The 15440-nt window shown below is 59.7% G+C and carries 17 protein-coding genes; 11 read left to right on the top strand and 6 right to left on the bottom strand.

Translation table 11 applies throughout. From position 1 onward, the window contains the following. Positions 1 to 38: 38 nt before the first annotated feature. A complete protein-coding gene (locus CQ009_RS18055) occupies positions 39 to 1043 on the bottom strand; it encodes a metallophosphoesterase (protein ID WP_064391305.1) in 1005 nt (334 codons plus the stop codon). Positions 1044 to 1350: 307 nt separating this feature from the next. Between CQ009_RS18055 and CQ009_RS18050 the strand changes: the two genes are divergently transcribed. The 9 genes from CQ009_RS18050 to hemN all read left to right on the top strand — a co-directional run bounded on the left by CQ009_RS18050 (position 1351) and on the right by hemN (position 9653). After that, positions 1351 to 1551 (top strand): hypothetical protein, encoded by a 201-nt coding sequence (locus CQ009_RS18050; protein ID WP_064391304.1) that lies wholly within the window; start codon positions 1351 to 1353, stop codon positions 1549 to 1551. Between the two features lie 174 nt (positions 1552 to 1725). Beyond that, positions 1726 to 1980 carry a type II toxin-antitoxin system Phd/YefM family antitoxin gene (locus CQ009_RS18045; RefSeq protein WP_064391312.1) on the top strand — a complete coding sequence of 85 codons (255 nt, stop codon included), beginning with the start codon at positions 1726 to 1728 and terminating at the stop codon, positions 1978 to 1980. After that, positions 1980 to 2390, top strand: a complete 411-nt coding sequence (locus tag CQ009_RS18040; protein WP_105707924.1) for a type II toxin-antitoxin system VapC family toxin — start codon at positions 1980 to 1982, stop codon at positions 2388 to 2390. The genes CQ009_RS18045 and CQ009_RS18040 overlap by 1 nt, the downstream gene beginning before the upstream one ends. 222 nt (positions 2391 to 2612) lie before the next feature. Continuing rightward, positions 2613 to 4028 carry a cytochrome c oxidase accessory protein CcoG gene (gene ccoG / locus CQ009_RS18035; RefSeq protein ID WP_064391302.1) on the top strand — a complete coding sequence of 472 codons (1416 nt, stop codon included), beginning with the start codon at positions 2613 to 2615 and terminating at the stop codon, positions 4026 to 4028. 11 nt (positions 4029 to 4039) lie between these two features. Then, the gene (locus CQ009_RS18030; protein WP_064391301.1) at positions 4040 to 4579 is read left to right on the top strand and encodes a FixH family protein; all 540 of its coding nucleotides are present in this window, start codon (positions 4040 to 4042) and stop codon (positions 4577 to 4579) included. Between the two features lie 128 nt (positions 4580 to 4707). Further along, a complete protein-coding gene (locus CQ009_RS18025) occupies positions 4708 to 7158 on the top strand; it encodes a heavy metal translocating P-type ATPase (protein WP_105707922.1) in 2451 nt (816 codons plus the stop codon). A gap of 22 nt (positions 7159 to 7180) precedes the next feature. Continuing rightward, positions 7181 to 7393, top strand: coding sequence for a cbb3-type cytochrome oxidase assembly protein CcoS (gene ccoS, locus CQ009_RS18020; protein ID WP_105707920.1), 213 nt, complete (start codon positions 7181 to 7183; stop codon positions 7391 to 7393). Further along, a complete protein-coding gene (locus CQ009_RS18015) occupies positions 7386 to 8069 on the top strand; it encodes a sulfite exporter TauE/SafE family protein (RefSeq protein ID WP_105707917.1) in 684 nt (227 codons plus the stop codon). The genes ccoS and CQ009_RS18015 overlap by 8 nt, the downstream gene beginning before the upstream one ends. Positions 8070 to 8270: 201 nt before the next feature. After that, on the top strand, positions 8271 to 9653 hold the full coding sequence (hemN, locus tag CQ009_RS18010) for an oxygen-independent coproporphyrinogen III oxidase (RefSeq protein ID WP_064391297.1): 1383 nt from the start codon (positions 8271 to 8273) through the stop codon (positions 9651 to 9653). Here the strand turns inward: hemN and CQ009_RS18005 are convergent. Next, positions 9650 to 10132 carry a hypothetical protein gene (locus tag CQ009_RS18005; RefSeq protein WP_064391296.1) on the bottom strand — a complete coding sequence of 161 codons (483 nt, stop codon included), beginning with the start codon at positions 10130 to 10132 and terminating at the stop codon, positions 9650 to 9652. The two genes, hemN and CQ009_RS18005, sit on opposite strands and share 4 nt — an antisense overlap. A 154-nt stretch (positions 10133 to 10286) precedes the next feature. Here CQ009_RS18005 and fnr point away from each other — a divergent pair, with 154 nt between their 5' ends. Both fnr and CQ009_RS17995 read left to right on the top strand, forming a co-directional pair. Further along, positions 10287 to 11021 (top strand): fumarate/nitrate reduction transcriptional regulator Fnr, encoded by a 735-nt coding sequence (gene fnr / locus CQ009_RS18000; RefSeq protein ID WP_008088813.1) that lies wholly within the window; start codon positions 10287 to 10289, stop codon positions 11019 to 11021. A 78-nt stretch (positions 11022 to 11099) separates the two neighbouring features. Continuing rightward, positions 11100 to 11648 carry an adenine phosphoribosyltransferase gene (locus CQ009_RS17995; protein WP_007918333.1) on the top strand — a complete coding sequence of 183 codons (549 nt, stop codon included), beginning with the start codon at positions 11100 to 11102 and terminating at the stop codon, positions 11646 to 11648. Between the two features lie 111 nt (positions 11649 to 11759). Here the strand turns inward: CQ009_RS17995 and CQ009_RS17990 are convergent, their stop codons facing one another. The 4 genes from CQ009_RS17990 to CQ009_RS17975 all read right to left on the bottom strand — a co-directional run bounded on the left by CQ009_RS17990 (position 11760) and on the right by CQ009_RS17975 (position 15382). Continuing rightward, positions 11760 to 12908, bottom strand: a complete 1149-nt coding sequence (locus tag CQ009_RS17990; RefSeq protein WP_105707915.1) for an acyl-CoA dehydrogenase family protein — start codon at positions 12906 to 12908, stop codon at positions 11760 to 11762. Between the two features lie 157 nt (positions 12909 to 13065). Continuing rightward, entirely contained in the window at positions 13066 to 13668 is a 603-nt protein-coding gene (recR, locus tag CQ009_RS17985; RefSeq protein WP_064391294.1) for a recombination mediator RecR, read from the bottom strand. A gap of 66 nt (positions 13669 to 13734) precedes the next feature. Next, positions 13735 to 14769 carry an NADP-dependent oxidoreductase gene (locus CQ009_RS17980; protein WP_105707912.1) on the bottom strand — a complete coding sequence of 345 codons (1035 nt, stop codon included), beginning with the start codon at positions 14767 to 14769 and terminating at the stop codon, positions 13735 to 13737. Positions 14770 to 15043: 274 nt separating this feature from the next. Further along, positions 15044 to 15382 carry a YbaB/EbfC family nucleoid-associated protein gene (locus CQ009_RS17975; protein ID WP_016984747.1) on the bottom strand — a complete coding sequence of 113 codons (339 nt, stop codon included), beginning with the start codon at positions 15380 to 15382 and terminating at the stop codon, positions 15044 to 15046. Positions 15383 to 15440: the final 58 nt, after the last annotated feature.

Genomic DNA, 15440 nt, shown 5'->3' with positions numbered 1-15440 from the left:
CAACGAAAGCCCTCGCCACTCACCTGGCGGGGGCTTTTTTATAGTCGACTGGTAAAGATCGACTTTACCGGCACCGTTGCCACCGGCGTACGTTTACGCCACTGGTTGCCCTCCACCAGACTCACTTCCAGTTGTTTGCGATCCCTGGAAAAACTGGCAGTCAGGTACGTTTGCCGCGAGGCCCCACCACTGAGGAACATCGGCACGCTGCCGATGTAACTCATGCTGCCGCCATCGGCATGGAAATGGCCGGCGAACATCGCCGTCACCTGGTACTTTTCGATCATCGCGCGAAAGCGCTTTTGCTCATCCCAACTGCCCGCCCAATCATAGGGTTTGTGCATGTTGATAATGATCACCGATCCCTGCATCCGCGCTATCCGCAAATCATTCTCCAGCCAGTCCAGCGACTGCTTGATATCGAACGTGGTTGGATTCAAGGCATGGGAAATCTTCACTTGGTAAGTCGGTTCATTGTTCAGTTGCACCAGATGCACTTCACCAATGCTCTTCGAGTAAGCCAGACTTCCCAGATAATGCTTATTGAGAAATCCTCCGGTAACTGCAAGATCCATCTGATCGACCTTATCAACATGATGATCGCGATAATCGACGATACTGCCCGCTGCGCAACTCTCGCTAAAGCAGTCATTGACATTGTTCTGATAGTCGTGATTACCCAGCCCGTAAAGATAGTCATCAGCAAAATATTTCTGCAGCATCCCCCCCATAAACGAGCGTTGCCAGCCGTGGCCGAACGCGGTCATGTCGCCGTTGATCATCAGCGGTACTGTGCTCTGCCCGCCCATCTCGTTGCGGAACTGCGCAATGCTCGCGAATTGGCTTTCAACCAGCCATTTCGAGCGTTTTTCAAAGTCCGCGCTCGATTCCTCTTCACCGCTGTCCGATTTTTCCGTCCACGGATATTGGGGGTCCGAGGCAAATACCATGTGCTGTGGAACGCCTTCGTCTGCATGGGCAAAAGAAGCCAGCGATGACAGGCACAGCCCGGCGAGAGTTTTTTTAACATCCTTTATATTCATGAAACTCCATTGTTACCTTGTTCTATAAACATCAATACGCAACTGCCGAAGAACAGCGCAAAAAACCAAGTTATTCGAGAAGCCCGCAACTTTAAAACCTGACAATTAACTGATTATATTTCCAGCACATGGATATCACGCACATAAAGCGGCAAGCAGACGGCCCCGCCAATGTGTATTGGTGGGGCTATTCTGTTGGCGCTTCATACCTTGAGACACTTGTCTGATGGACTCGATTGACCATCGGCGATAGGGTTTTCAGCAGCCCGATGATCCGCATCGGAGTAACTTCAAGGATGAAGCTGCCATGTTGAATGATGACAACACGCAACTACCAGACGAGCAGGACCTCGCTGAAACCGAGCAGTCTTGCGACTCATCGAATCACGCCCTGAGTCCCGCTGTGCTGAGCCTCGGCACGCCGCTGCAACCCGATGCCAACAGCACCACGAAACCGCACAGGAATACCGGCAGTCTCGACAGCCTGGGCGGTGGTCGGCTTCCCTGAGTTTTGAAACGAAGCCTGATTCAAGCCGAGATGGCTTCTGCTTCGCGCGAAGCCGTCTCCACACATGCCAGCCATCGCCCGACCAACGGACGTATGAGCCCTGCTCCTTCCAATTGTCGCACTGACGGCGAAGTAGTAACGTTGCTACATCTGCAATCCGAGAGGTCGACCATGATGGCAATCACCACCATCTCCAGCCGTGAGTTCAATCAGGACACCAGCAGCGCCAAGAAGGCTGCACGCCTGGGCCCTGTGATCATTACCGACCGCGGCAAGGCTTCTCACGTCCTGTTGAGCATCGAGGAATATCAGGAACTGAGCGGTACAAACGCAAACATTGTTGATTTGCTAGTCATGCCGGAAGCCGCCGACATCGAATTCGAAACCGAGCGTGCGGTCATCATTCATCGTCCCGTGGATCTATCCTGATGTATTTACTCGACACCAATGTGATATCCGAACTTCGCAAGCCGCAAGCTGATGCCAATGTCGTCAATTGGGCGAAAAGCGTGCTGGCTCCAAGCCTGTATCTTTCGGCCATTACCCTAAAAGAACTGGAAACCGGGGTGCTACGCATGGAACGGCGCGATCCTGCTCAAGGCAAGGTTTTGCGCAGCTGGCTGATGCGCCACGTCATGCCGGCATTCGACGCACGAATCCTGCCGGTGGACGCTGCTGTGGCACTGCGTTGTGCCAGTCTGCATGTACCCGAGCAGGCCAATGAAAGCGACGCATTGATTGCAGCCACCGCGCTGGTTCACGGACTCACTGTCGTTACTCGCAATGTCGGTGATTTTCAATCGAGTGGTGTTTCCCTGATAAACCCCTGGGAACAATGAATTAGCGACCACGCCAAAACTGTCCATACTCAACAAGTCAATTGACCTGCATCAGGCTTTGCTACATTCGCTACACCATTCAGGCTTCGCCCCCAACGCGACCAAAGGTCGCACCCTTGAGCCAGAGCGACAGGCGTATCATTGCGCCACTGCAACACCCCATTTTGACCGCGGTTGGCACGTATCGACCGAGGCATTTTTCCACTGCCGTGGGATGCAATGATGAGCAACCAGATTCCGGTACACGACGTCACACCGCCGAGCAAAAACGCGAACAACAGCGTCGACCTTTACGCCTCACGAGAAAAAATCTACACCCGCGCTTTCACCGGCCTGTTCCGCAACTTGCGGATGATGGGCGGCGCCGCATTGTTCCTGCTGTATTTCGGTACGGTGTGGCTGAACTGGGGCGGCCACCAGGCCGTGTGGTGGAACTTGCCAGAGCGCAAATTCTTCATCTTCGGTGCAACGTTCTGGCCACAGGATTTCATCCTGCTTTCGGGCCTCTTGATCATCGCTGCGTTCGGCCTGTTCTTCATTACCGTTTATGCCGGCCGCGTCTGGTGCGGGTACACCTGCCCGCAAAGTGTTTGGACATGGATTTTCATGTGGTGCGAAAAGGTTACCGAAGGCGACCGCAACCAGCGCATCAAGCTCGACAAGGCGCCGATGAGCGCCAACAAATTCCTGCGTAAAGCCGCCAAGCACGTGATGTGGCTGCTGATCGGTTTCGTCACCGGCATGACCTTCGTCGGTTATTTCTCGCCGATCCGCGAACTGGTCTTCGAATTCTTCACCGGCCAGGCCGATGGCTGGTCGTATTTCTGGGTCGGCTTCTTCACCCTCGCCACCTACGGCAACGCCGGTTGGTTGCGCGAGCAGGTGTGCATCTACATGTGCCCGTACGCGCGCTTCCAGAGCGTGATGTTCGACAAGGACACGCTGATCGTTTCCTACGATCCGCGTCGCGGCGAAAGCCGTGGCCCGCGCAAGAAAGGTATCGACTACAAGGCCCTGGGCCTCGGTGACTGCATCGATTGCACCATGTGCGTGCAGGTCTGCCCGACCGGCATCGACATCCGCGACGGCCTGCAGATCGAGTGCATCGGTTGCGCCGCGTGCATCGACGCCTGCGACAGCATCATGGACAAGATGGATTACCCGCGCGGCCTGATCAGCTACACCACCGAACACAACCTGTCGGGACAGAAAACCCATAAACTGCGGCCACGCCTGATCGGCTATGCCGTGGTGTTGCTGGCGATGATCAGCCTGCTGGTCACCGCGTTCGTCATGCGTTCGCTGGTCGGTTTCGATGTCAGCAAGGACCGTGTGCTGTACCGCGAAAACGCTGAAGGCCGGATCGAAAACGTTTACAGCCTGAAGATCATGAACAAGGACCAGCGCGATCACACCTATGTGCTGGAAGCCGCCGGGTTGCCGGATCTGCGCCTGCAAGGCAAGCGCGAGATCAAGGTCGCGGCCGGCGACATCGTCAGCATGCCGGTCGAGTTGTCGAGCGCACCGGAACAACTGCCATCGAGCACCAACGAGGTGAAATTCATCCTCAAGGATGCCGATGACGACAGCGTCCACGTTGAAGCCAAGAGCCGATTCATCGGCCCCCAAATCCGTTGAGAGAACTGAACATGCCCGCAGCAAACGCCGCAAGTCCTTGGTACAAGCACCTCTGGCCATGGATCATCATCGGGATTCTGGCCTGTTCGGTGACCCTGACTCTGTCGATGGTGACCATTGCGGTGAACAACCCGGACAATCTGGTCAACGACAACTACTACGAGGCGGGCAAGGGTATCAACCGTTCGCTGGATCGCGAGTTGTTGGCGCAGAATTTGAAGATGCGTGCGGCGGTGCATCTGGATGATGTTACTGGTGAGGTTGATTTGCGCCTGAGCGGCGACAGCCAGCCGAAGACCCTTGAATTGAACCTGATTTCGCCGACACAACCGGAAAAGGATCGCAAGATCGTCCTGACCCGCAGCGAAACCGAAGCGGGCCGCTACATCGGTCAATTGGGCGACAAGGTCGAAGGTCGCCGGTTTGTCGAATTGCTCGGCAGTCAGGATGACCATGTGTGGCGCATGTTCGAAGAAGAGCTAGTGAGCCATGACAAGGATCTGCTGCTGGGTGACGAGCCGCTGCAAGGCGCCGAAGACCTCAAGAAGTAACCCGATACCCCTATGTAGGAGCTGCCGCAGGCTGCGATCTTTTGATCTTGTTTTAAAGTCAAAAGATCGCAGCCTGCGGCAGCTCCTACACGGGGGTGTAGTGAATCAGCAGTATTAGTGAACACTCGATGACCAGCCCACTCCCCTGCTACCACTGCGCCCTGCCCGTTCCGTCTGGCAGCCGCTTCACCGCTGTCGTGCTCGGACAATCCCGCGAGTTCTGCTGCCCGGGCTGTCAGGCTGTGGCCGAAGCCATCGTCGCCGGCGGTCTGGAAAGCTACTACCAACACCGCAGCGAAGCCTCAGCCAACCCCGAAGCATTGCCGGTGCAATTGGTCGATGAACTGGCGCTGTACGATCGCGCCGACGTCCAGCAACCCTTTGTGCGCCACCAAGGGGAGCTGGCCGAAACCACCCTGCTGATGGAAGGCATCAGTTGCGCCGCGTGTGGCTGGCTGATTGAAAAACACCTGCGCACGCTGCCCGCCGTCGCCGAGGCGCGGCTGAACCTGTCCAACCATCGCCTGCACGTGAGCTGGGCCGACGCGCAATTGCCGCTGAGCCAGATCCTCGCCGAACTGCGCCACATCGGTTACGCCGCCCATCCCTATCAGGCTGATCGCGCCAGCGAACAACTGGCCAGCGAAAACCGCCTGGCCCTGCGCCAGCTCGGCGTCGCCGGGCTGCTGTGGTTCCAGGCGATGATGGCGACCATGGCCACCTGGCCGGAATTCAACATCGACCTCAGCCCCGAGCTACACACGATCCTGCGCTGGGTGGCGCTGTTCCTGACCACGCCGATCGTGTTCTACAGCTGCGCGCCGTTCTTCAAAGGCGCGATGCGCGATTTGCGCACACGACACCTGACCATGGATGTCTCGGTGTCGCTGGCGATCGGCAGCGCCTACATCGCCGGGATCTGGACCTCGATCACCGGTGTCGGCGAGTTGTACTTCGACGCAGTGGGCATGTTCGCGCTGTTCCTGCTCGCCGGACGTTACCTGGAACGCCGCGCACGGGAACGCACAGCGGCTGCCACGGCCCAACTGGTCAATCTGTTGCCCGCTTCGTGTCTGCGCCTGGACAACCACGGCCAGAGCGAACGCATTCTGCTCAGCGAATTGCGCCTGAGTGATCAAATCCTCATCCCGCCCGGTTCGATTCTGCCGGCAGACGGCAAGATCATCGATGGCCAATCGAGCATCGACGAATCGCTGCTGACCGGCGAATACCTGCCGCAACCGCGCATGCCCGGTGATGCTGTGACCGCCGGCACGCTGAATGTCGAAAGCGCGCTGACCGTGGAAGTGCAGGCGCTGGGCCAGGACACACGACTGTCGGCCATCGTCCGCCTGCTCGAGCGCGCTCAGGCGGAAAAACCGCGGCTGGCAGAAATTGCCGACCGCGCCGCGCAATGGTTCCTGCTGCTGTCGCTGATCGCCGCTGCCGCCATCGGCCTGCTGTGGTGGGAACTGGATTCTTCGCGCGCGTTCTGGATCGTCCTCGCCATGCTCGTCGCGACCTGCCCGTGCGCACTGTCGCTGGCAACGCCGACTGCCCTCACCGCCGCCACCGGCACCCTGCACAAACTCGGCTTACTGCTGACGCGCGGGCATGTGCTGGAAGGCTTGAATCAGATCGACACGGTGATCTTCGACAAGACCGGCACCCTCACCGAAGGCCGGCTGGTACTGCGTTCGATTCGCCCACTCGGCGCGCACGACAGCGACCAATGCCTGAGCCTCGCTGCCGCGTTGGAAAACCGCTCGGAACACCCGATTGCCCGCGCCTTCGGCCGTGCGCCGCTCGCCGCTGAAGACGTCCAGAGTACGCCGGGACTTGGCCTCGAAGGGCTGGTCGGCGAGCAGCGCTTGCGCATCGGTCAGGCCGAGTTTGTCTGTGCTCTCAGCGGCGCCGTTGTGCCGGCCATGCCGAACGAGGCCGGCCAATGGTTGCTGCTCGGCGACGCTCAAGGCCCGCTGGCGTGGTTCGGCCTCGACGACCGCTTGCGCGACGACGCCCCCGCCCTGCTCGCCGCGTGCAAGGCGCGTGGCTGGCGCACATTGCTGTTGTCCGGCGACAGCTCGCCGATGGTCGCTAGCGTGGCGGCGGAACTGGGTATTGATGAGGCTCGTGGCGGTTTGCGTCCCGACGACAAGCTGCAAGTGCTGCAACAACTGCACAAGGAAGGCCGCAAGGTGCTGATGCTCGGCGACGGCGTCAACGATGTGCCGGTGTTGGCTGCCGCTGATATCAGCGTGGCCATGGGCTCGGCCACGGATCTGGCGAAAACCAGTGCCGATGCCGTGCTGCTGTCCAATCGTCTCGACGCCTTGGTCCAGGCCTTCACCCTCGCGCGGCGAACCCGTCGGGTAATCATCGAGAACCTGCTGTGGGCGGCGCTGTACAATGGCCTCATGTTGCCATTCGCCGCCCTTGGCTGGATCACTCCGGTGTGGGCCGCCGTCGGCATGTCGATCAGTTCGTTGACCGTGGTGCTCAATGCCTTGCGCCTGACTCGCTTGCCGAGCCCGGCGCCAGTCCGCCACCGCTCAGAAACCCGCCCGCTGCCGGCCTGAGCCGCGCGGGCCTGGAGTACAGATGCCAGCTCTCTACGTGATGATCCCGGCCGCACTGCTGATCGTGGCCATCGCCGTGTACATCTTCTTCTGGGCGGTGGACAGCGGGCAGTACGACGATCTCGACGGCCCGGCCCACAGCATCCTGTTCGACGATCAGGATCCGAACCACACTGCTGCGGTGGACGAAGCCAACGCCAGCAAAACAGACGACAAGGCCCCGCCCGATGCTTGAACTGGTGCCACTGCTGATCTCGGCGCTGATCCTCGGCTTGCTCGGTGGCGGCCATTGCCTGGGCATGTGCGGCGGCTTGATGGGCGCGCTGACCCTGGCGATTCCCAAGGAGCAACGCAGCCGACGTTTCCGCTTGTTGCTGGCGTATAACCTGGGCCGAATCCTCAGTTATGCCACGGCGGGCTTGCTGATCGGGCTGGCGGGTTGGGCGGTGGCGAACAGTCCTGCAGCGTTGTTCATGCGTGTGCTGGCCGGGTTGTTGCTGATCACCATGGGTTTGTATCTGGCCGGCTGGTGGAGCGGGCTAACGCGCATTGAAAGTCTCGGACGCGGTTTGTGGCGCTACATCCAACCCGTCGCCAACCGTTTGCTGCCGGTGTCGAGTCTGCCCCGCGCCCTGCTGCTTGGCGCGTTGTGGGGCTGGCTGCCGTGCGGGCTGGTTTACAGCACATTGTTGTGGTCGGCGAGTCAGGGCAACGCGCTGGACAGTGCGTTGTTGATGCTTGCGTTTGGGCTCGGCACCTGGCCGGTGCTGCTCGCCACGGGCCTCGCGGCAGAACGCGTCACGGCCATTTTGCGCAAACGCAGCGTGCGCATGGCCGGTGGATTGCTGGTGATCCTGTTCGGGATCTGGACATTACCCGGCCCACATCAGCATTGGTTGATGGGGCATTAGATCGGCGGTGCGGCCTTCGCGAGCAAGCTCGCTCCCACAGGGGATTTGTGTTGCACCGCCGATCCAATGTGGGAGCGAGCTTGCTCGCGAAGAGGCCCGCCTGATCAACACACCTCCTCCCCGTTGATGCAAATCAAGAGCCCCATCGCCGCACCCCGATAGACTCGCTCACACTGCCAGCCTATCCGGGGGAATGCCCGCATGCTCGACGCCATTCGTTGGGACTCTGATCTGATCCGCCGCTACGACCTGGCGGGGCCGCGCTACACCTCTTATCCGACGGCCGTGCAATTTCACAGTCAGGTCGGCACCTTCGACCTGTTCCATGCCCTGCGTGACAGCCGCAAGGCCCTGCGCCCGTTGTCGCTGTATGTGCATGTGCCGTTCTGCGCGAACATTTGCTACTACTGCGCCTGCAACAAGGTCATCACCAAGGATCGCGGCCGCGCCCTGCCGTACCTGCAACGGCTCGAACAGGAAATCCAGCTGATCGCCTGTCACCTCGACCCGACGCAAAAGGTCGAGCAACTGCACTTTGGCGGCGGCACTCCGACTTTTCTCAGCCACGACGAACTGCGCCAGTTGATGGCGCACCTGCGCAAGCATTTCAATTTGCTCGATGACGATTCCGGCGATTACGGCATCGAAATCGACCCGCGCGAAGCCGACTGGTCCACCATGGGCTTGTTGCGCGAACTCGGCTTCAATCGGGTCAGCATCGGCCTGCAAGACCTCGACCCGACGGTGCAGCGTGCGGTCAATCGCCTGCAAAGCCTGGAAGAAACCCGCGCCGTGATCGACGCCGCGCGCACCCTGCAATTTCGCTCGATCAACATCGACTTGATCTACGGCCTGCCCAAGCAGACCCCGGACAACTTCGCCCGTACCGTGGAAGAGGTGATCAGCCTGCAACCGGACCGGCTCTCGGTGTTCAACTACGCGCACCTGCCGGAGCGCTTCATGCCCCAGCGGCGGATCAATGCCAGTGAATTGCCTGCGCCCGCGCAGAAACTGGAAATGCTCGAGCGCACCATCGAACAGCTCACCGCCGCCGGCTATCGCTACATCGGCATGGATCACTTTGCCCTGCCCGACGACGAACTGGCGATTGCCCAAGAGGAAGAAACCCTGCAACGCAACTTCCAGGGTTACACCACTCACGGCCATTGCGACCTGATCGGCCTGGGCGTTTCAGCGATCAGCCAGATCGGCGACCTGTATTGCCAGAACAGCAGCGACCTCAACGAATACCAGCACACCCTCGCCGCCGCGCAACTGGCAACCAGTCGAGGCCTGGTATGCAATGCCGACGATCGGCTGCGGCGCGCGGTGATTCAGCAACTGATCTGCAATTTCAGCCTCGACTTCGCCGAGATCGAACAGCAATTCAATGTCGATTTTCAGGGATATTTCGGTGCGCTGTGGCCGCAACTGCAAGGCATGGCCAACGACGGCCTGATTGAGCTTGATCGCGAAGGGATCAAGGTGTTGCCGGCCGGGCGCCTGATGGTGCGCTCGGTCTGCATGGTGTTCGACGCCTACCTGGAACAGCAGAACCGACAGCGGTTCTCGCGGGTGATCTAGTTTTTCATCAGCAGCGAACCGACTTTCAGGTTCTGATCTGCCGTGAGGCCCGACTGCCCGACCACTTTCGACAAGGCAAGATTGGCCGTGATCAACCCGGTGTTCAGCGCGGCGATGGCGCCGCGCAGGGTGGCAGTCTTGGTGATCTTTTCTTCGTTGGAAAGACGCTTGTCAGCCATCACCGCTTCGATGAGCGCCTTTTTCTCGGCAATCTCTTTTTGAAATTTACGGATCATCTTCAACAATTGCTGGATGTTCTCAGGCAGTCCGCTTTCTTCGATATCGCGATTATCGCCGCCAGCGCCGGCAGATTTTTCGATGGACGCTCCAGACAGCGACACTTTGACACCTTCGACCAAGGTCGGGGTTGCTTCCTCGGTCGAGCCCGCGTCGCGTGCACTGCCCGAAGACGCTTTAAACGTCTCCGGCAATGCCGCAACGTCGCTGCCAGCGGGGCCCAGCGTGCCAATGGCGGCCATCGAATCGTTCCTTGTATGCGTTCTGATACCTGTTTATCGGCGGCTTGCCCTGCGGCTTTATGGCTGTGGGACAAAGTCGCCGTAGACTGGCCTGAATGTCCTCTCGTGGGTTACCCTTACAGCTTATGTGTGTTTTCCCACAAGGATTTAAGAAATGTCCGAGCCAGTCAAACTGCGCGCTCATAACCAGGCCCATTGCAAGGATTGCAGCCTGGCCCCTCTCTGCCTGCCACTTTCTCTGAATCTGGAAGACATGGATGCGCTGGACGAAATCGTTAAACGCGGCCGCCCGCTGAAAAAAGGCGAGTTCCTGTTCCGTCAGGGCGACACGTTCGATTCCGTTTATGCAGTACGCTCCGGCGCCCTGAAGACCTTCAGCCTCAGCGACAGCGGCGAAGAACAACTGACCGGTTTCCACCTGCCGAGCGAACTGGTCGGCCTGTCCGGCATGGACACCGAGAAACACCCGGTGTCGGCCCAGGCGCTGGAAACCACCTCGGTCTGCGAAATCCCCTTCGAACGCCTCGACGAACTGGCCCTGCAATTGCCGCAACTGCGCCGTCAGTTGATGCGTGTGATGAGCCGCGAAATCCGCGACGACCAGCAAATGATGTTGCTGCTGTCGAAGAAAACTGCCGACGAGCGCATCGCCACGTTCCTGGTCAATCTGTCCGCCCGCTTCCGCGCTCGCGGCTTCTCAGCCAATCAGTTCCGCCTGGCAATGTCGCGTAACGAAATCGGCAACTACCTCGGTCTCGCGGTGGAAACCGTGTCCCGGGTGTTCACCCGTTTCCAGCAGAACCAATTGATTGCCGCCGAGGGCAAGGAGATTCACATCCTCGACCCGATCCAGCTCTGCGCGCTGGCCGGTGGCTCGCTCGAAGGTTAATGTCGATCTGCGGTTGAGCGAAGCGTTTCAGCCGCGGGTATACTGCGCCGTTTGCAGCCCTGCCAGGACACCTCGACGATGGTCTTCGACTCCTTCGACATCAAATCGCTTATCCGCCCAGTGATCGACTTCCCGAAACCGGGCGTGATCTTTCGCGACATCACCCCGCTGTTCCAGTCGCCAACCGCCCTGCGCCTGGTGATGGACAGCTTCGCCCACCGCTATGTCGAAGCCGACTTCACCCACATCGGCGCGATGGATGCCCGTGGTTTCCTGATCGGTTCGGTGCTGGCCTATCAGTTGAACAAGCCGCTGGTGTTGTTCCGCAAGCAAGGCAAACTGCCAGCGGACGTGTTGGCCGAAGGTTACGCAACCGAGTACGGTGAAGCGTTTCTGGAAGTGCACGCCGACAGCCTGTGCGAAGGCGACTCGGTGGTGATGTTCGATGACTTGATCGCCACGGGCGGCACGCTGATCGCAGCAGCCAACCTGATTCGCCGCATGGGCGCGCGGGTGCATGAGGCGGCGGCGATTATTGATTTGCCGGAGTTGCAAGGTTCGCAGCGTCTTGAGGACATGGGCATTCCTACCTTCTGCCTGACGCAGTTTGCCTTGACCGATAAGTAAGTAGCGCCCTTCAGGCCGCCATCGCGAGCAGGCTCACTCCTACAATTTGGAATGCGTTCCCCCTGTAGGAGAGAGCCTGCTCGCGATGAGGCCAGTAGCCCCAGCAACCATTCAAAGCCCCATCTGCTTACTGATGATCTCGTTCATCACCTCCCGCGTCCCGCCGCCAATCGACAGGATGCGGTTATCCCGATACAGCCGTTCCACCAGACTCTCACGCATATAACCCAACCCACCCAGAATCTGCACCGCCTCGGTGGTGATCCGGTCCGAAGTGTCCGTGGCAAAGTTCTTCGCCATGGAAATCTCCTTGATCACACTCTGCCCCGCCGCCATCTTCGCCGCTTGCCGGTAAGTGAACTCCCGCGATACCTCCAGTGCAGTCGCCATCTCGGCGAGCCGATGTTTGATCACCTGAAACTTGCCGATCGGTTTGCCAAACGCTTCACGCTCGCGCGCCCATTTCAGGCTCTGTTCCAGCGCAAGCTGCGAGGTCATGTTGGCCATCAGTGCCAGCGCCAGTCGTTCGCTCTGAAAGTTGCCCATGATGCAGGCGAAGCCCATGTTCTCGGCGCCGATCAGGTTTCCAGCAGGCACGCGGCAATCGTCGAAGAACAATTCAGCGGTGTCCGACGCCCACCAGCCCATTTTTTTCAACTGCCGGCCGACGGTAAAACCGGGCGTGCCCTTCTCGATCAACAACAGGCTGATACCGCCGAAACCCGGCGCACCGGTACGCACCGCGACGGTGTAGAAATCCGCGCGCACGCCACTGGTGATAAAGGTTTTGCTGCCGCTGACCCGGTAGACATCGCCGTCGCGCACGGCGCGGGTTTGCAGGTTGGCAACGTCAGAGCCACCACCGGGTTCGGTGACTGCCAAGGCGCTGATTTTCTCGCCGCCAAGCACTTGAGGCACAACACGATCCCGCACCTGGGGACGGGCCCATTTGACGATCGGCGGCAAACCGATATCCAGCGAGCCAAGCCCTGCTACCAGCCCGCCTGAGCCACAGCGCATCAGTTCCTCACTGGCGGCAACCTTGGCGAACAGATCGCCTTCATGGCTGCCACCCAGCGCCTCGGGGTAACCGATGCCGAGGATGCCGGCGGCGCCAGCTTTCAGGTACAGCTCACGGGGGAAGCTTGCGGCTTCTTCCCACTGATCGATGTCCGGCAGGATCTCGCGCTCGACGAAACGTCGGACACTGTCGCGGACCAATTGGTGGCTGGGATCGAAGTATTCCTGAAAGGCAGGCATGGGCGAGCTCCACGGAAGGGTTCGCCGAACTTAACCGAGCGCTTGCTTGGTTTACAAGATGCAGAAGATCAAAAGATCGCAGCCTTCGGCAGCTCCTACATTGGAAATACGCGTTTCCCTGTAGGAGCTGCCGAAGGCTGCGATCTTTTGATTTTTATCAGAGAGAAATGGGTTTGCGCCCGGCAAACGAATGCGCCAGCGTGCCGCCATCGACCAGCTCCAGCTCACCGCCCAACGGCACCCCATGGGCAATGCGCGACGCGATCAGGCCTTTGTTCTGCAACAACTGCGCGATGTAATGCGCTGTTGCCTCACCTTCCACGGTCGGGTTGGTTGCGAGAATCACTTCGGTAAACGTCCCCGCTTCTTCAATCCGCGTCATCAACTGCGGAATGCCGATCGCCTCAGGCCCGAGGCCATCGAGCGGCGACAAATGCCCCTTGAGCACAAAGTAGCGCCCACGGAAGCCGGTCTGCTCGACGGCATACACATCCATCGGCCCTTCCACCACGCACAACAACGTGTCGTCGCGGCGAGTATCGGCGCATTGCGGGCACAGATCGTCTTCGGTCAGCGTGCGGCACTGACGGCAGTGGCCGACGCCTTCCATGGCCTGGCTGAGTGCCTGCGCCAGACGCAAGCCGCCGCTGCGGTCACGCTCGAGCATCTGCAACGCCATGCGCTGGGCGGTTTTCTGACCCACGCCCGGCAAGGTGCGCAGCGCGTCGATCAGTTGGCGAATCAAAGGGCTGAAGCTCATGGGTAAAAAGTCCGACAAAACAACGAGACGCGGTTTATACCCGCGCCTCTGGCCAGCGTCAAATACTCAGTCCTGTGCAACCCGCACCACCAGTTTGCCAAAGTTGCGCCCCTCCAGCAGACCGATAAATGCCTCGGGCGCCTGCTCCAGACCATCGACCACGTCCTCGCGGAATTTCACCTTGCCGTCGCGCACCCACGGCACCATGTGGCTGATGAACTCCGGCTGACGATCGCCGTAGTCGTCGAACACGATAAAGCCCTGAATGCGCACGCGCTTGGTCAACAATGTGCGTTGCAGCATCGGCAGGCGATCCGGGCCTTGCGGCGCCTCGGAGGCGTTGTAACCGGCAATCAGCCCGCACAACGGGATGCGCGCCTTTGGGTTAAGCAACGGCACTACGGCATCGAATACGTGACCACCGACGTTTTCGTAATAGATGTCGATGCCATCAGGGCAGGCTTTGGCCAGTTGCTCGGCAAAATCGGCAGCCTTGTGATCGATGCAGGCATCGAAACCCAGTTCCTCGACCACGTATTTGCACTTCTCGGCTCCGCCCGCCACGCCGACCGCCCGCAGGCCTTTGATCTTCGCCACCTGGCCGACCACCGAACCCACCGCGCCGGATGCAGCGGCTACGACTAGCGTTTCGCCTTCTTTAGGCTGACCGATGTCCATCAACCCCATGTACGCGGTCATGCCTGGCATGCCCAACACACCCAGGGCCATCGACGGGCTCGGCAGCCCGGCCGGGATTGGAATGATGTTGCGGCCGTCGCTGATGCTGTGGCTCTGCCAGCCGGTGGCGCCAACGACCAGATCACCTTTATGGAATTTCGGATGACGCGAATCCTCGACACGGCTGACAGCACCGCCAGTCATTACTTCGCCGATTTGTACCGGGGCGGCGTAGGACGGTGCGTCGCTCATGCGTCCGCGCATGTAGGGATCGAGGGACAGGTACAGGGTTTTCAGCAACACCTCGCCATCCGCAAGATCCGGCAGCGCCTCGCGTTCGAGACGAAAGTTTTCCGGGGTCGGTGCGCCGACCGGGCGCGAAGCGAGGACGAAACGTTGGTTGAGCGTGAGAGGGTCGGACATGTCAGCGTCTCCTGTGAAGTGTGAATTCAGCGGGTCTAGGGAGCAGACCGTTGAGGCTTTTGCGCGTTCGATGTTTATTCAGGTGCCGGGGCTGATCGTTCCCATGCTCCGCGTGGGAATGCCGCAACGGACGCTCCGCGTTCGGCTCTGTACTTGGGACGCGGAGCGTCCCGGGCTGCATTCCCACGCAGAGCGTGGGAACGATCAGTCGGAAACAAAAATGCCAGGCGCAAGGCCTGGCATTTGTGTAGCTCATCTACCGCCGATTGGCGAATCAGAATGGCAGTTTCATACCGGCTGGCAGGTTCATGCCGGCGGTCATGTTGCCCATTTTGTCCTGGCTGTTCTTTTCGATCTTGCGCACAGCGTCGTTGACGGCGGAGGCAATGACCGCTTCCAGCATTTCTTTGTCGTCTTCGCTCATGCCTTCGACCAGGCTTGGGTCGATGCTCACGCTTTTGACGTCGTGACGACCGGTCATCACCACGGTGACCATGTCGCCGCCGGCCTTGCCGGTGACTTCAGCGTTGGCCAGTTCTTCCTGCATCTTGGCCATTTTTTCCTGCATCTGCTGCGCCTGCTTCATCAGGCCGGCCATGCCACCTTTCATCATGGGAATCACCTCAAAAGTACTTGGATCAAAACAGCGCCCGGCCTTCGAGGCCAGGCAC

The sequence above is a fragment of the Pseudomonas sp. MYb2 genome, from assembly GCF_002979955.1.
Classification (GTDB): Bacteria; Pseudomonadota; Gammaproteobacteria; order Pseudomonadales; family Pseudomonadaceae; genus Aquipseudomonas.
This window is presented reverse-complemented; position numbering and strand designations above follow the sequence as displayed.

Coding starts and splice junctions, on each gene's coding strand:
- ccoG (WP_064391302.1), top strand. CDS start 2,613: ATGAGCAACCAGATTCCGGTACACGACGTCACACCGCCGAGCAAAAAC.
- CQ009_RS18025 (WP_105707922.1), top strand. CDS start 4,708: ATGACCAGCCCACTCCCCTGCTACCACTGCGCCCTGCCCGTTCCGTCT.
- CQ009_RS17995 (WP_007918333.1), top strand. CDS start 11,100: ATGGTCTTCGACTCCTTCGACATCAAATCGCTTATCCGCCCAGTGATC.
- CQ009_RS18055 (WP_064391305.1), bottom strand. CDS start 1,043: ATGAATATAAAGGATGTTAAAAAAACTCTCGCCGGGCTGTGCCTGTCA.
- hemN (WP_064391297.1), top strand. CDS start 8,271: ATGCTCGACGCCATTCGTTGGGACTCTGATCTGATCCGCCGCTACGAC.
- CQ009_RS18030 (WP_064391301.1), top strand. CDS start 4,040: ATGCCCGCAGCAAACGCCGCAAGTCCTTGGTACAAGCACCTCTGGCCA.
- fnr (WP_008088813.1), top strand. CDS start 10,287: ATGTCCGAGCCAGTCAAACTGCGCGCTCATAACCAGGCCCATTGCAAG.
- CQ009_RS17975 (WP_016984747.1), bottom strand. CDS start 15,382: ATGATGAAAGGTGGCATGGCCGGCCTGATGAAGCAGGCGCAGCAGATG.
- recR (WP_064391294.1), bottom strand. CDS start 13,668: ATGAGCTTCAGCCCTTTGATTCGCCAACTGATCGACGCGCTGCGCACC.
- CQ009_RS18005 (WP_064391296.1), bottom strand. CDS start 10,132: ATGGCCGCCATTGGCACGCTGGGCCCCGCTGGCAGCGACGTTGCGGCA.
- CQ009_RS18015 (WP_105707917.1), top strand. CDS start 7,386: ATGCTTGAACTGGTGCCACTGCTGATCTCGGCGCTGATCCTCGGCTTG.
- CQ009_RS18040 (WP_105707924.1), top strand. CDS start 1,980: ATGTATTTACTCGACACCAATGTGATATCCGAACTTCGCAAGCCGCAA.
- ccoS (WP_105707920.1), top strand. CDS start 7,181: ATGCCAGCTCTCTACGTGATGATCCCGGCCGCACTGCTGATCGTGGCC.
- CQ009_RS18045 (WP_064391312.1), top strand. CDS start 1,726: ATGGCAATCACCACCATCTCCAGCCGTGAGTTCAATCAGGACACCAGC.
- CQ009_RS17990 (WP_105707915.1), bottom strand. CDS start 12,908: ATGCCTGCCTTTCAGGAATACTTCGATCCCAGCCACCAATTGGTCCGC.
- CQ009_RS18050 (WP_064391304.1), top strand. CDS start 1,351: ATGTTGAATGATGACAACACGCAACTACCAGACGAGCAGGACCTCGCT.
- CQ009_RS17980 (WP_105707912.1), bottom strand. CDS start 14,769: ATGTCCGACCCTCTCACGCTCAACCAACGTTTCGTCCTCGCTTCGCGC.